The organism is Pseudomonas fluorescens (assembly GCF_001307155.1).
Lineage (GTDB): Bacteria > Pseudomonadota > Gammaproteobacteria > Pseudomonadales > Pseudomonadaceae > Aquipseudomonas > Aquipseudomonas helvetica.
In genome coordinates this window covers 2,598,063-2,611,880 of the sequence record NZ_CP012830.1, presented here as the reverse complement: position 1 = coordinate 2,611,880, position 13,818 = coordinate 2,598,063, and the positions used below count along the sequence as shown (strand labels likewise).

The following is a 13,818-nucleotide window of genomic DNA, read 5'->3' as shown; positions in this document are numbered from 1 at the left end:
GTGACACATTGACGCGCCTAGGCTTAAGGCTGGATAAACCGCCGGTATTGCCCCATGAAAGCCAAGCGTCCGGTTTGCGGGGCGCCCGCCGTCGAAATGCCCACGCCAGCCGCCAGTCAGAACTATCAGTATTGCAACCTCGACCATAGCGAATCAGCCAGCACCGCGCTCGCTGAGGAAGTGGCGTTGGCAATCGCCTACAACGGCATCAGCCAGGCGGTGATGCTGGTGACACCGAGTGACCTGGAAGACTTCATCGTCGGTTTCAGCCTGGGCAGCGGGATCATCAGTGACGTGTCCGACCTCTATGACCTGCAACTCAGCGGGTCCGGTTCGGCGCAGTACGCGCAGGTCAGTATTTCCAGCCGCGCGTTCTGGAACCTCAAGCAGCAACGTCGGCAACTGGCCGGTACCAGCGGTTGTGGACTCTGTGGCGTCGAAGCGGTAGAGCAAGCCTTGCCGCAACTCAACGTATTGCCCGGTGCCCCCTTACCGCCCGCACAATGGCTTGAAGGCCTGCGCCAGCGCATCGGTGAATTCCAGCCATTGGGCCAATACAGCGGCGCAGTCCACGCCGCTGTGTTCATGAACAACCAGGGCGAGTTGCTGCTGGGCCGTGAAGACATCGGCCGGCACAACGCGCTCGACAAGCTGATTGGCGCGCTGATCCGCCAGAACATCCCGATGGCAGGTGGACTGGTGATAGTCACCAGCCGTTGCAGCCTCGAACTGATCCAGAAAGTGCTGCGCGCCGGCATCCAGACACTGGTCAGCCTGTCGTCGCCCACCGGCCTGGCCGTGCAATGGGCACGCCGGCACAACCTCAATCTTATCCACCTGCCGCAAAAAAGTGCGCCGCGGGTCTACAGCCCTGCGACGGAGAACCAAGCGTGAGTCAACATCGTCAAGCCGACCAGAAACCCGTCCCCCGCTACAAACCCTACAAAGGCCCAGCCGGTGGCTGGGGCGCGCTGATCAGCGTCGCCCAGGCCTGGTTGACCAGTGATAACGCGCTGAAAAACCTCCGCATAATGCTCAAGACCAACCAGAACGGCGGCTTCGACTGCCCCGGTTGTGCCTGGGGCGACTCTCCGGAAAAGGGCATGGTGATGTTCTGCGAGAACGGCGCCAAGGCGGTCAACTGGGAAGCCACCAAGCGCCGGGTCGATGCCGCGTTCTTCGCCAAGCACAGCGTCAGCTCGCTGCTGGAACAAAGTGACTACTGGCTCGAATACCAGGGCCGGTTGACCGAGCCGATGAGCTACAACGCCGAAACCGACCGCTACACTCCCATCAGCTGGGAAGCCGCCTTCGCGCTGATCGGTAAACACCTGCAGAACCTGCCGAGTCCGAATCAGGCCGAGTTCTACACGTCGGGCCGCGCCAGCAACGAAGCGGCGTATCTCTATCAGCTGTTCGTCCGCGCTTTCGGCACCAACAACTTCCCTGACTGCTCGAACATGTGCCACGAGGCCAGCGGTGTGGCCATGGCGCAGAGTGTCGGTGTCGGCAAAGGCAGCGTGACCTTCGACGACTTCGAACACGCGGACGCGATTTTCGTCTGGGGCCAGAACCCCGGCACCAACCATCCACGGATGCTCGAACCTCTGCGCGAAGCGGTGAAGCGCGGTGCCCAGGTGGTGTGCATCAACCCGCTCAAAGAGCGTGGCCTGGAGCGTTTCCAGCACCCACAGCACCCGATCGAAATGCTCACCAACGGTGACAAGCCGACCAACACCGCGTACTTCCGCCCAGCGTTGGGCGGCGACATGGCGCTGCTGCGCGGCATGGCCAAGTTCCTGCTGCAATGGGAACGTGAGGCGCAGCAAACCGACGCGCCATCGGTGTTCGACCACGACTTCCTCAACGAACACACCGTCAGCGTGCTCGACTACCTGGGCGAGATCGACGACACCTCATGGGAGCAGATCGTCGAGCAGTCCGGGCTGACTCTGGAGGAGATCGAGCAAGCGGCGCGCATGTACGCCAAAGGCAAGAACGTGATCATGTGTTGGGCCATGGGCATTACCCAGCACCGGCACTCGGTACCGACCATCCAGGAAATCGCCAACCTGATGCTGCTGCGCGGCAATATCGGTCGGCCGGGCGCGGGCCTGTGCCCGGTGCGTGGGCACAGCAACGTGCAAGGCGACCGGACCATGGGCATCAACGAACGCCCACCGGCGTTTTTCCTCGATGCACTGGAGCGCCGCTTCCAGTTCAAGGTGCCGCGTGAAAACGGTCACAACGTGGTCGAGGCCATCCACGCGATGCTCGACGGTCGCTCGAAAGTCTTCATCGGTCTGGGCGGCAACTTTGCCCAAGCCACGCCGGACAGCCCACGGACCTTCCAGGCCCTGAGCAATTGCGACCTCACAGTGCAAATCAGCACCAAGCTCAACCGCAGCCATCTGGCGCACGGTAAAGAGGCGCTGATCCTGCCGTGCCTGGGGCGCACCGACATCGACTTGCAAACCGAAGGGGCGCAAGCGGTGACCGTTGAAGATTCGTTCAGCATGGTTCACGCCTCCAACGGCCAACTGCAGCCGTTGTCGAAACAGATGCGCTCGGAGCCGTCGATCATCGCCGGCATCGCTGCCGCAACCTTGGGCACCACGCCTGTCGACTGGAATTGGCTGGTGGCCGATTACCGCCGTATCCGCGAACTGATTGCCGACACTATTCCGGGCTTCAAGGACTTCAACCAGAAAATCGAGAACCCGGGCGGCTTTTATCTCGGCAACAGCGCACGTGCCCGGCGCTGGCACACGCCGTCGGGCCGCGCCAATTTCCGCCCGAACATCCTGCCAGCTGATCTGGTGCACGAGCGCACCCGCGCCACCGGGCAGTTACCAGACCTGATCATGCAATCAATGCGCTCTCACGATCAGTACAACACCACCATTTACGGTCTCGACGACCGTTATCGTGGGGTCAAAGGCCAGCGTGACGTGCTGTTCGTCAACGAAGCCGACATCATCCGCCTGGGTTTCAAACCGGGGCAGAAAGCCGATATCGTATCGATCTGGGATGACGGCCGTGAGCGCCGCGTCAAAGGCTTCACCTTGCTGGCGTTCGATATTCCCGCCGGACAAGCCGCCGCCTACTACCCGGAAGTGAACCCGTTGGTGCCGCTGGAAAGCATCGGTGATGGTAGCCACACACCGACCTCCAAGTTCGTGGCGATCCGTTTGGAAGCAGCAAGCGAAACCGGGTTGATCATGGCGAAGTCTGCCTGAGACAAAGTCAAACCTCACCACAGGACTATGTTCACCTCACTGACCCGGTGTCAGAACACTTTCCAAACGCCCACAAAAAAGGCCGCTTTTGTATCAAAGCGGCCTGTCGCAAGTAGCTAAAGACCCGCGAAAATCCATTAAGTTCCGTCTATAAAACAATAACTTAGCAAATTGTGCACAAGTCGTGTTACTCGTCGGATTTCTATTGTAACCATCGCGACACAGCCTCAGGATCGCGCCGTCATCCCTTTGAGGCTCCTCTCATGAAGTTCTCCTCGATTCTCTTGTTGTCCCTTGGCCTGATCAGTGGCGCCGCATCTGCCGGTGGCACCGCCGAGGCAGGTGTTGGCGGCGCATTGGGCGGGGTACTTGGCTCAGTGGTTGGTCAATCGCTGGGTGGCAGCACCGGCTCGACCATTGGTGCAGCCCTGGGCGGCGCCGGCGGTAGTGCGGTAGGTGCCAACAGACACAGCCGTGGCGAAGCCGCCATCGGTGGTGCACTCGGCGCAGCCGGCGGTAACGTGGTCGGCCGCAGCATGGGCGGCACCACAGGCAGCCTGATCGGCGCAGCCGCCGGCGGTGGCGTGGGCGGTGCGCTGGGTAACCATATGGGCAACAGCAGCTATGACGAAGACCGTGGCGGTCGTGACCGTGGTGGCCGCCGTTACTACCGCGACTATGATGACCACCCAGGCCGTGGCCATGCCTACGGCCATCGCAAGCATCACCACCGGTACTATCGCGACTGATACTCGAGCAGTGTCACGCAACGGATTCCAAAAAAATCGCAGCCCTCGGGCTGCGATTTTTCGTTTCACACCAGCAACTGCTCCAATGCCTTGCGTAACCCGGCGGGAATCGCCACCGGCTGATTCGAGGCCCGATCCACAAACACATGCACAAAGCGTCCTGCCGCACAGGCGTCCGCTTCCCCGGCCTTGAACACCGCCAATTCGTATTGCACCGAACTGCTGCCCAACTTGCCCACCCGCAAACCGATTTCAATGCGCTCGGGAAAAGCGATCGAGGCGAAGTAATCGCACGCCGAACTCACCACAAACCCCACCACTTCACCGCCGTGAATATCCAGACCACCGACTTCGATCAGATAGGTATTCACCGCCGTGTCGAAGAAACTGTAATAGGTCACGTTATTCACATGCCCATAGACATCGTTGTCGTGCCAGCGGGTGATGATCGGCTGGAAGTGGCGGTAGTCGGAGCGCTGGGGTATCGGGTTGGACATCAGTGTCGGTTCCTGGAATTGAACAGCCAGTCTAAGGCGAAAACCGCCCGGCCCGCTCCTACATGAGTGACAGTTCAGTCAGTCAGATTCGCTTCGGCCCACTCGCGTACCTCGGCATACGGATAATCCTCCAGCGCTGCAAACCCCGGAATCGCTCGCGCCTTGAGCTTGGTAAACAACGGCACGCTGATACCGCACAAGAATCGCGTCAGCCGTTCCGCACCCGGTAGATCTCCGTTGTACGCCTCATGCCTGTGGATAAAGTCGCCACACAGCGACTCGAAGTTTTTATCCACAAGCGCCGGCAGCTCAGGCGGCTCCGGCAGGCGGGCAACCTGCCCATGACACACCGAACAATGCCCGCACTGCTGCGGCGCGTTTTCGTCACCGAAGTACTGCGCCAATCGATAGCCGAGGCAGTGCTCGGTGGCGAACAGATCGAGCATCGCGTGAATCCGGGCGATTTCGGTACGTTCATGTTGCGTGAAATAGCCATGCAACTCGGCACTCAATACCTGAGCATCGAAGTCCGTCAACAGCAGGCTGTAGACCTCGGTCATCTGCTTGCTTTCCAGCTCGACCCAGCCCTTCTCCTGGAAGTAATCCAGCGCCTTGACTACCCGGTTGCGCTCGGCTTGATGCTGTTGGTACAGCGCCTCGAAATTCACCGTGGCCCAGGTTCGCGCACGGCTGGAGGTCTGGATGATCGCCTCGACGAAGTCCCGTCGCTCGCCTTCGAAACGTGCCAACAAGGCTTCAGGCTCCAGCAGGAACTTGAAACGGTATTCGGCAAAGTAGGCGTAACGCGGGGCGATCAAGCCTTTGAGTTCAAGTTGCACCAGCAAGGTCTTGAGCGGCAATTGGCGGATATTGCTCTGGTCAGCCAGCGGTCCCAGTAAAAACTCCCACTGCCCATCTGGCGCGGCCGCTTGCAGTTCGTCGAGCACACAGCGGATGCCGTCCAGCTCCGGCGTGTCGCCGTACACGAAGTTTTCCAACACGTTGAGGCTGTCGCGGTTGGCCAGCACCAGGCAGTCGGAAGGCTGCCCGTCACGCCCGGCACGGCCAATTTCCTGACTGTAGTTTTCGATGGATTTCGGCAGGTCGAAATGCACCACGTTGCGGATATCGCTCTTGTCGATACCCATCCCGAACGCGATGGTGGCGACGATGCAATTGGACTGCCCGCCCATGAACCGACGCTGAATGGCTTCCCGTTGTTCGTGGGGCAAACCGGCGTGATAGGCCTCGGCCTGAAGACCGTTTTGGCTCAGGTGCTGGGCAATCTGTTCGGCGGTTTTCTGCAAGGTCACGTAGACGATGCTCGGCTGCCCGGCACGCTGGCTCATCCACTCCACCAGACGCCGGCGCTTGTCCTGGCCACGCACCGGTTCAACCAGCAAATTCAGGTTGGGCCGATAGAAACCGGTGGTCACCACATCGTTCGCCGCGATAGCGAATTTCGCCTGCATGTCGGCGATCACCTTGGGCGTGGCAGTGGCGGTCAGTAGCAAGGCTTGCGGGATGTTGAACTGGCGCTGGTAGTCCGGCAGTTTCAAATAGTCGGGCCTGAAGTTGTGGCCCCACTCGGAGATACAGTGCGCCTCGTCCACCACCAGCAACGAGATCGGCACCTGCTGCAAAAAGTTGCGAAAGCGCTCGTTCTTCAAGCGCTCCACGGAAATCATCAGGATCTTCAATTCGCCGGAACGCGCCCGAGCCATCACCTCGTTGGCGTCATCGCGGCTCTGCGCCGAATCGATACTCGCCGCGGCAATGCCGTGACGCTGCAAGAACGCCAATTGGTCCTGCATCAACGCCAGCAACGGCGAGACCACCAGTGTCAGGTGCGGCAGCAACAAGGCCGGCAACTGATAGCACAAGGATTTGCCAGACCCGGTCGGGAAAATCGCCGCCGCCGAGCGCCCGGCCAACACCGCACTGACCGCCGCCTCCTGGCCGGGCCGAAACTGTGGATAACCAAAGACCTGTTCAAGGGTGTTGTGCATAAGCTGTCACTCCGTTGACTGCTGCCATGCCGAAAGCCTAGCCGGCCAAAGCAGCGAGTCGAGAAAAGGTCGGGCGCAAAAGAGATACGGGATGATACAGGGAGGGCGTGTCGCAAGAGCATCGATCGTTCCGCGCCGGGCGTGGAACGATCGTAAACGAATGAGTCGAGCCTACATTTGGGCCCGACAGTCGACCCACTTCACGCCGTTGCGCTGATTCGCCGCAATCAACGCGGGAACGGCCTTCGGTGCCTTGTCGTGGATGTCATGGAACAGGATGATCCCGCGGCGCCATAGCAGCATCAGGGTCTGCACACGTTGGGTCGCGGCGTCTGCGTTGATCTGTTTGCTCCAGTCCTGGGAGTCGATGCCCCAAAGCATCACTTTCAGCCCCTGAGCCTTGAAGAACCCGGCGCTATCGCTGCGACGCTGGCCATACGGTGGGCGAAACAACGACTGATAGTCATCCGGAACCGTACCGCGTACCAGCGTCACCGAACGGTTGATCGACGATTGCCACTCGCTCCAGGCGCTGTGGGATTTGTGCTCCCAGCCATGCAGGGCAACGCACTGGCCTCGGTACAACTCGCGCATTTTGTCTGGCGAAGATTTACGCAAGCGTGCCTGAAAGGGCTCGCCGAGCACAAAGAACACGCCGTGCAAATCGTTGGCCCGCAGCACATTGGCCACGGTATCGGTGTGCTTGTCGATGCCACTCGGGCCATCGTCGAACGTCAGCAGAAACTGTCGGTCGGCCAGCTCATCGCCGGTCAGTTCGGCGCTGTCGAAGCGCTCGATCTCGCTGCTGATCCTCGGGAACAACGCGGCCAGACGCAGTTGCTCGTTCAAATACTGCTCGTGAAATACCCGGCTGACCGAAGCCCATGCGGCATAGGCCGGGACGACCTCGCCGGTGAAGCTAGCCGCCTGCTGACGCAAATCGTCGAGACCACGCACCTGTGGACAAAACAGCTCGGCCTCGCAGTTCTGGCTGGCGCTGCGGTAGTTGCTCAATAGCCGGTCCCAGAAACGCTGGCGCACCTGCTCCACGGATTTGAACTCGACTTGCTTCACACCCAAACGCTGCTTCAGGGCGTTTTCGTCCAGTGCTTCGCTGGCCAGCAACGCCTTGCCGAACATCAGCATCTCGGCGCGCGAGGCCGTATCAAAACCCGCCTCACTGGCCAGCGAACCTGGCCAGCCGCCGCGATCAATCGTCGCGAACACCGCCGCACCCACCGCCTGCGCAGTGTTTGCCCACAGGCAACCGAGCAGTAAAAAAGTAAAAGCCCGCAACCGCATACCCAGCTCCTTAAATGCACAACGCGCCGATAGCGGCGCGTTGTGGGGTCAACTCAACGCAAACCGATCAGCGGTTTTGCACGCGCTCGATCGCCTTGTCATACACCGGGTTGGCTTTTTGCTGCTTGGCCAACTGGTAATGACGCAATGCGTCGGGGAACTGATTCGCCGCTTCATAGATACGGGCGATGTTGTAGTAGGAACTGGCGCGAACAGTGGCAGCCGAATTGCCGCTGGCCAGAGCGATAGCCTTGCGGTTGGCCCAGATCGACTCGGCAGTGTTGCCGGCCTTCTGATACGCCAGACCCAGGTTGCTGTAGGCCTGACCGAAACCGTTGTTCAGTTCGATAGCCTGACGATAGAAGTCGATCGCCTGCGGCAGGTCGCCGGCGTGGTAGGCCGCTTCGCCTTTCTGGTTCAGGCTTTTCGCATCCGACAGTGCCGAAGCACTGACCGCCACGGCAGTGACGGCCATGCTGTCATCGAGCAACGGCGAGACTTCGTTCAATACGTTCTTGGCATCGACCTGCGAGCCCGTGAAGTTATTGATGTCCTGGAAATCGCCGCTGCCGGTCATGCGGAATACGGTCCACAGATTGCCACTGCGGTTTTGCGGCACGTAGTAAGTGCGTACCAGCGATTGGCCCATGTACACGAACACTTTGGCCTGGCTGTCGGAGAGCGCACGCGAGCTTGGATTACCGCCGTTACTGAAGTCATGCACGGCGTAAACGTAGCTCTCGCCGTAGTGCTTTTTCTCCAGGGTGATGGTTTCCGGGCCATAGCTGGTGGTGTCATCGACATCCAGATGAGCGTCGGTGCCCTGCTTGCTGCCGAAGTAGATGTTGTTGCCGGGGAAGATCATATGCGAGTCGAGGTCCCGCGGGGTTGCGCCCCAGGTCAGCACCACTCGCAGGCCGTCGAGGTTGGTCATCACCGGGCTGACGGCATAGGTCATGCCCTTGCACGGGCACTTGACCACCAGGTTGGAGTAACCCGGCTTCTTGATGATCAGCAGGTTGCTGGCATCATCGGCAAAATCGGCGGTCAGGTTGACCTGGCCCTGAGCATTGGTACGCCCCACCACGTTCTGCGCGCCGTTGCGTTGCAACAGCACTTCAGCGTCGGCGATCTTCTGATCCTTGACCACCGCACTCAACACCTCGATCGGCAGTTGTTCAGCCTGCGCCGAGCCAAAAGCGGCCCACAGCGACAAAATCGAAGCCATACGATGCAATCGCATACCTAATTCCCTTTAAGTGTTTAAACAGACGTCGAGAAACGCCCTACGGATTCTGGCGCGCACCATACCGAAATTTGCCGCGTTTCGCCTGACAATTGCGTAGGAAAATTGACCTCTAGGGGGTTCGCTGAAAAAAACCTCGGGCGGTGAGTAGTCCCCAGCCTTAAGAGCAAGTAAACCCCCTACAAAACCTGTCCATTCGGGCTGTCTTGCGAGACTTCGGGATCGGGTTCTATAGTTTGCGGCGCGGCTAAACCCCGTGTGTCGGCCTGCAGGAGCGACGCCGCGACTTCCTACAGGACACGTTCAATGAACCCGCACGATCCGTCTAACAACCGCTATCGCCCACTCAAAACCAACTACAGCGAAACCCCGGTTCTGGTCATCGACACCGAGGCCAACCCCCACGCCATCCTGGACGCCGCCCGACAACGCATCCGCGCCTCCAGCGACCTGCTCGAAACGCTTTATTGCCTGTGCTTCAAGCAAGCAGATGTGAAAGACATTCCGAATATCGTCAATGCGCTTTATCTGCTGACTCAGGATGGGAGTGAGTTGCTTGAGGTGGCTCGGCAGCGAATGGCGAGCTAAAAAAACGAGACGTCCTACGTCGGCGGACAGACCGATAGACACGGCCTTACCAATCTTCGTCCCCGTCCTACAACCTCGTGCTCCTTGTCGGCTATCGCCAGCCTGCACACCACACCTATAGTCGTTAGCGTCGCTGCAAAATCAGCGACCGGGCTTGGTCACCCGGACGAGAGGCACACATTTCCCTTAAATAGAGGCGCTCCTCAATGACCACATTAAATCCGTTTGTAGACCGCTACCGCCCACTTCAAACCAACCTCACTGACACCTCGCCCCTGATCATCGACACAGAGGCCGACCCGCAAGACATCCTCGAAGCCGCGCTACAACGCATCCGCGCTTCCAGCGACCTGCTCGAAACCTTGCACTGCCAATGCTTCAAACACGGCGACGTCAAAGATATTCCCCACATCACCCACGCCCTGTACCTGCTGACTCAGGACGGCCGCGACCTGCTCCAGGTCGCCCAACAACGCATGCTGAACTGGAAAGCGCCGGCCTGAAGCTCGAGTGAACAGATCGTTCCCACGTTCTGCGTGAGAACGATCGAACGCAAAGCGTTGAAAGCCGTCATCGAACACTGGAGACAACCATGAGCACGTTCTTTGATGAGCTGATGGAAAGCGTGCAACAGATGGACGAGATCGTACGAGGTGAACGTCTACCTGCTCGCGAACTCCATGTTGACGCGTTGCAAGTCAAAGAAATTCGTAAGCGTGGGAGCGATCAACCGCGTAGCAAGGACCTTCCACCCAAACCCTGCGCCCCATAACATTCCCACATGCCTCAACCGGACTGTTAACCATGAACCTCGCCCCCAACTTCCCCGACGACCACGCCATGCACCTGCTCATGCAACTGCTGCACGAAGAACTCGGCCTGCCCGAACGCAAAACCATCAGCCTCAGCACCTCGATCAATTTCGACCTCGGCTGCGATGGCTCGGATGCACGACACCTGATGGAAGCCCTGGAAGAACAGTTCGCTATCGACTTCGTCGACTACGACGCCTATCGCTACTTTCAGCCCGAAGGCTTTGACGTGTTTCTCAAACGACGGGCCAAGGGACGCGGCGACAAAGTCCCGCTGACCATTGGCATGCTCTACCAGGCCATCAAGGCGCAACGCTGGGATACACAGGAACTGGAAGGCAAGCCGAACACATAAGTGCCATTATTCTGGCCGTTTAGTGCCTTTTCAGCTGGAATATTGGTAGTTCTACCTCCGCTGGCCTGAATTGCGCCCGCAAAAAAGCCGCCCCTAAGGGCGGCTTTCTCTTACCTCAAACCACTACCGATAATTACAACTTCGGCCCAGCAGCCTTGATCGCGTCGCTCACTTCGAACTTCTTGAAGTTCTCGATGAACAGACCGGCCAGCGCCTTGGCAGCTTCATCGTAAGCAGCCTTGTCAGCCCAGGTGTTGCGTGGGTTCAACAGGCCGGTTTCAACGCCTGGCACAGCCAATGGCACGTCGAGGTTGATGGTGTCGAGGTGTTCGGTGGCTGCACCGATCAACGCGCCGCTCTGGATCGCTGCGATCACCGCGCGGGTGGTCGGGATGTTGAAGCGTTTGCCGACGCCGTAGCCGCCGCCGGTCCAGCCGGTGTTGACCAGGTAGACCTTGGAGCCGAAGCCGCGGATGCGCTTGATCAGCAGTTCTGCGTATTCGCCAGCCGGACGCGGGAAGAACGGTGCGCCGAAGCAGGTGGAGAAAGTCGACTTGATGCCGCTGCCCGAACCCATTTCGGTCGAGCCCACCAGTGCGGTGTAGCCGGACAGGAAGTGGTAGGCCGCTTGTTCTTCATTGAGGATCGACACTGGCGGCAGCACGCCGGTCAGGTCGCAGGTCAGGAAGATCACTGCGTTTGGCTCGCCGCCCAGGTTCTTCTCGGAACGCTTGGCAACGTGCTCCAGCGGGTAGGCGGCGCGGCTGTTCTGGGTCAGGCTGACATCGGTGTAGTCGGCGTGCTTGGCGTCGTCGATCACGACGTTTTCCAGGACGGCGCCGTGCTTGATGGCTTTCCAGATGACCGGCTCGTTCTTCTCGGACAGGTCGATGCACTTGGCATAGCAGCCGCCTTCGATGTTGAACACCACGCCCTCGCCCCAGCCGTGTTCGTCGTCACCGATCAGGTAACGGCTTTCGTCGGCGGACAGGGTGGTCTTGCCGGTGCCGGACAGACCGAAGAACAGGGTCACGTCGCCCTCTTCGCCGATGTTGGCGGCGCAGTGCATTGGCAGCACGTCGGCGGCCGGCAGCAGGAAGTTCTGCACCGAGAACATGGCTTTCTTCATTTCACCGGCGTAGCGCATGCCGGCGAGCAGCACTTTCTTCTGCGCGAAGTTGATGATCACGCAGCCGTCGGAGTTGGTGCCGTCACGCTCTGGCACGCACTCGAAGTTGGCGACGTTCAGAACTTGCCACTCTTCACGACCGGCCGGGTTGTACTGGGCCGGGTTGATGAACAGGCAACGACCGAACAGGTTCTGCCAGGCAGTCTGGGTGGTCATTTTCACGGCCAGGTAATGCTCTTCAGCCGAACCTACGTGCACGTGGGAAACGAAATGCTCTTGCGCGTTGTTGAACGCCTCAACACGAGCCCACAGGGCATCGAACTTGTCGGCCGGGAACTTGCGGTTGATCGGGCCCCAGGCGATGGCGGCCTGAGTGGTTGGCTCTTCAACAATGAAACGGTCGACTGGCGAACGACCGGTACGGTGACCGGTGCGAACCACCAGCGCGCCGGTATCGGCAAGCTCGCCCTCACCGCGACTCAGGGCTTCTTTAACCAGATCATCAACACTCAGATCGGTGTACACAGCATTATTGGCTTGCGTCATGAGGTTCCCCGTCGGCCAGTGGCCGAGTGCTCCAAACGTTTTGTAGTAGAAAGTCGCGCACTACTACCGCTAAAAAAGTGGGCCGGATTATGCCAGAAAAGCCCAAAAATAGTAGGGCCCTCCCGTCAGGACGGCGTTATTCCGGCGTTTACCAGTGAATTTACCTGCGCTGAAGCGTTTTAGTGACGGGTATCTGACGGCGTATCGACACCCGCTCCGGCGAACAATTGGGTGATATCGGCCGCATCGAACAGGTAGCGCTGGTTGCAGAACTGGCAGTCGATTTCGATGTGGCCACCGTGCTCGACGACCAGTGCCTGAGCATCTTCCTGACCCAGGCTGGACAGCGCGTTTGCAGAACGCTCACGCGAGCAACTGCAATGGAAGCGTAGTTTCTGCACATCAAACAGGCGCACCTGCTCTTCGTGGTAGAGACGATGCAAGATGGTTTCGTTGTCCAGGCTCAGCAATTCATCGGCGGTCAGGGTGCTGCCCAGCGCGGTGATGTGCTGCCAGCTGGCGGCACGTTCTTCTTCGTCTTTCAGGCGGTCGGCCGGCAGCTGTTGCAGCAGCAGACCACGGGCGCGACGGCCATCGGCGTGCAGCCAGAAGCGCGTGCCGACTTGCTGCGACATGACGAAATAGTTGGTGAAGCAGTCGGCCAGGGTCGCGCCGTCGAGGTCGACGATGCCCTGGTAACGCTGGCCCTGGGTCGGGTCGACGGTGAGCGCCAGCACGCCGTCGGGCATCATGTCGGCCAGAGTCGCGTCAGCGGCGATCAGGTCTGCGTCGTAACGGGCCAGACCACGGATTTCACGCTCGCTGGAGCACTCGATCATCAACAGCGACACCGGGCCTTCGGAACGCGCCTGCAGGATCAGCAAGCCATCGAACTTCAAGGTGCCGACCAGCAGCGCCGCAGCCGCCATCAGTTCGCCAAGCAGTTGCGCGACCGGCTCCGGATAGGGATGTTTGGCGAGGACTTCGGCATAGCTACGCTCCAACGCCACCAGCTCGCCGCGGGTGTCGCTGTCATCGAAGATGAAGCGTTGGGTGAAGTCGGTATCCGGTAGATCAGTCATAGGTCTGGGTATCTGAAGTGAAGACTAAAGGATGACAAGGGCTGAAAGCCGCGCCTTGCGCACCGTTTCGGTGCATTAATATTGGCCATGGCAGGCATTTTATGAACAATCCGGGTTTGTTCCAAGCAAGCTCGAACCGCGACGTAACGATGCTCGCTAGTTTAGCCCCGTTAGCCTGTGGCGAGGGAGCTTGCTCCCGCTGGAGGCCGAAGGACTCCCAGACCCGGCCAACGCGGTGAGGTCAGGTACTACCCGGAAGCTGGG

At 59.7% G+C, this 13,818-nt stretch carries 12 protein-coding genes and 1 pseudogene; 7 read left to right on the top strand and 6 right to left on the bottom strand.

All coding sequences use genetic code 11. From position 1 onward, the window contains the following. The first annotated feature begins 54 nt into the window (after positions 1-54). The 3 genes from fdhD (at position 55) to AO353_RS11820 (ending at position 3,988) form a co-directional block, all read left to right on the top strand. Complete coding sequence (fdhD, locus tag AO353_RS11830) at positions 55-894, top strand: formate dehydrogenase accessory sulfurtransferase FdhD (RefSeq protein ID WP_054595112.1); 840 nt, start codon at positions 55-57, stop codon at positions 892-894. Next, a complete protein-coding gene (locus AO353_RS11825) occupies positions 891-3,239 on the top strand; it encodes an FdhF/YdeP family oxidoreductase (RefSeq protein ID WP_054595111.1) in 2,349 nt (782 codons plus the stop codon). Before fdhD ends, AO353_RS11825 begins: the two co-directional genes overlap by 4 nt. A 263-nt stretch (positions 3,240-3,502) precedes the next feature. Next, positions 3,503-3,988 (top strand): glycine zipper domain-containing protein, encoded by a 486-nt coding sequence (locus AO353_RS11820; protein WP_054595110.1) that lies wholly within the window; start codon positions 3,503-3,505, stop codon positions 3,986-3,988. A gap of 65 nt (positions 3,989-4,053) precedes the next feature. Here the strand turns inward: AO353_RS11820 and AO353_RS11815 are convergent, their stop codons facing one another. The 4 genes from AO353_RS11815 to AO353_RS11800 form a co-directional block, all read right to left on the bottom strand. Then, positions 4,054-4,485, bottom strand: coding sequence for an acyl-CoA thioesterase (locus AO353_RS11815; protein WP_054595109.1), 432 nt, complete (start codon positions 4,483-4,485; stop codon positions 4,054-4,056). Between the two features lie 74 nt (positions 4,486-4,559). Then, positions 4,560-6,494: a RecQ family ATP-dependent DNA helicase gene (locus tag AO353_RS11810; RefSeq protein WP_054595108.1), complete on the bottom strand. Its 1,935-nt coding sequence runs from the start codon at positions 6,492-6,494 to the stop codon at positions 4,560-4,562. Between the two features lie 171 nt (positions 6,495-6,665). Continuing rightward, complete coding sequence (locus AO353_RS11805; protein ID WP_054595107.1) at positions 6,666-7,796, bottom strand: polysaccharide deacetylase family protein; 1,131 nt, start codon at positions 7,794-7,796, stop codon at positions 6,666-6,668. A 67-nt stretch (positions 7,797-7,863) separates the two neighbouring features. After that, the gene (locus AO353_RS11800) at positions 7,864-9,039 is read right to left on the bottom strand and encodes a tetratricopeptide repeat protein (protein WP_054595106.1); all 1,176 of its coding nucleotides are present in this window, start codon (positions 9,037-9,039) and stop codon (positions 7,864-7,866) included. Positions 9,040-9,348: 309 nt separating this feature from the next. Here AO353_RS11800 and AO353_RS11795 point away from each other — a divergent pair, with 309 nt between their 5' ends. The 4 genes and pseudogenes from AO353_RS11795 to AO353_RS11780 all read left to right on the top strand — a co-directional run bounded on the left by AO353_RS11795 (position 9,349) and on the right by AO353_RS11780 (position 10,797). Continuing rightward, entirely contained in the window at positions 9,349-9,630 is a 282-nt protein-coding gene (locus tag AO353_RS11795; RefSeq protein ID WP_054595105.1) for a hypothetical protein, read from the top strand. Between the two features lie 206 nt (positions 9,631-9,836). Beyond that, a complete protein-coding gene (locus AO353_RS11790) occupies positions 9,837-10,133 on the top strand; it encodes a hypothetical protein (RefSeq protein WP_054595104.1) in 297 nt (98 codons plus the stop codon). Positions 10,134-10,222: 89 nt separating this feature from the next. Then, positions 10,223-10,345 (top strand): annotated as a pseudogene (locus AO353_RS11785) (transcriptional regulator); the annotation flags it as partial. An 89-nt stretch (positions 10,346-10,434) separates the two neighbouring features. Next, positions 10,435-10,797: a DUF1493 family protein gene (locus tag AO353_RS11780; protein ID WP_054595102.1), complete on the top strand. Its 363-nt coding sequence runs from the start codon at positions 10,435-10,437 to the stop codon at positions 10,795-10,797. Positions 10,798-10,930: 133 nt separating this feature from the next. On the opposite strand, the gene AO353_RS11775 is transcribed toward AO353_RS11780, so the two are convergent. Both AO353_RS11775 and hslO read right to left on the bottom strand, forming a co-directional pair. Beyond that, entirely contained in the window at positions 10,931-12,472 is a 1,542-nt protein-coding gene (locus AO353_RS11775; RefSeq protein WP_054595101.1) for a phosphoenolpyruvate carboxykinase, read from the bottom strand. A gap of 179 nt (positions 12,473-12,651) precedes the next feature. Then, positions 12,652-13,554, bottom strand: a complete 903-nt coding sequence (gene hslO / locus AO353_RS11770; protein WP_054595100.1) for an Hsp33 family molecular chaperone HslO — start codon at positions 13,552-13,554, stop codon at positions 12,652-12,654. Positions 13,555-13,818: the final 264 nt, after the last annotated feature.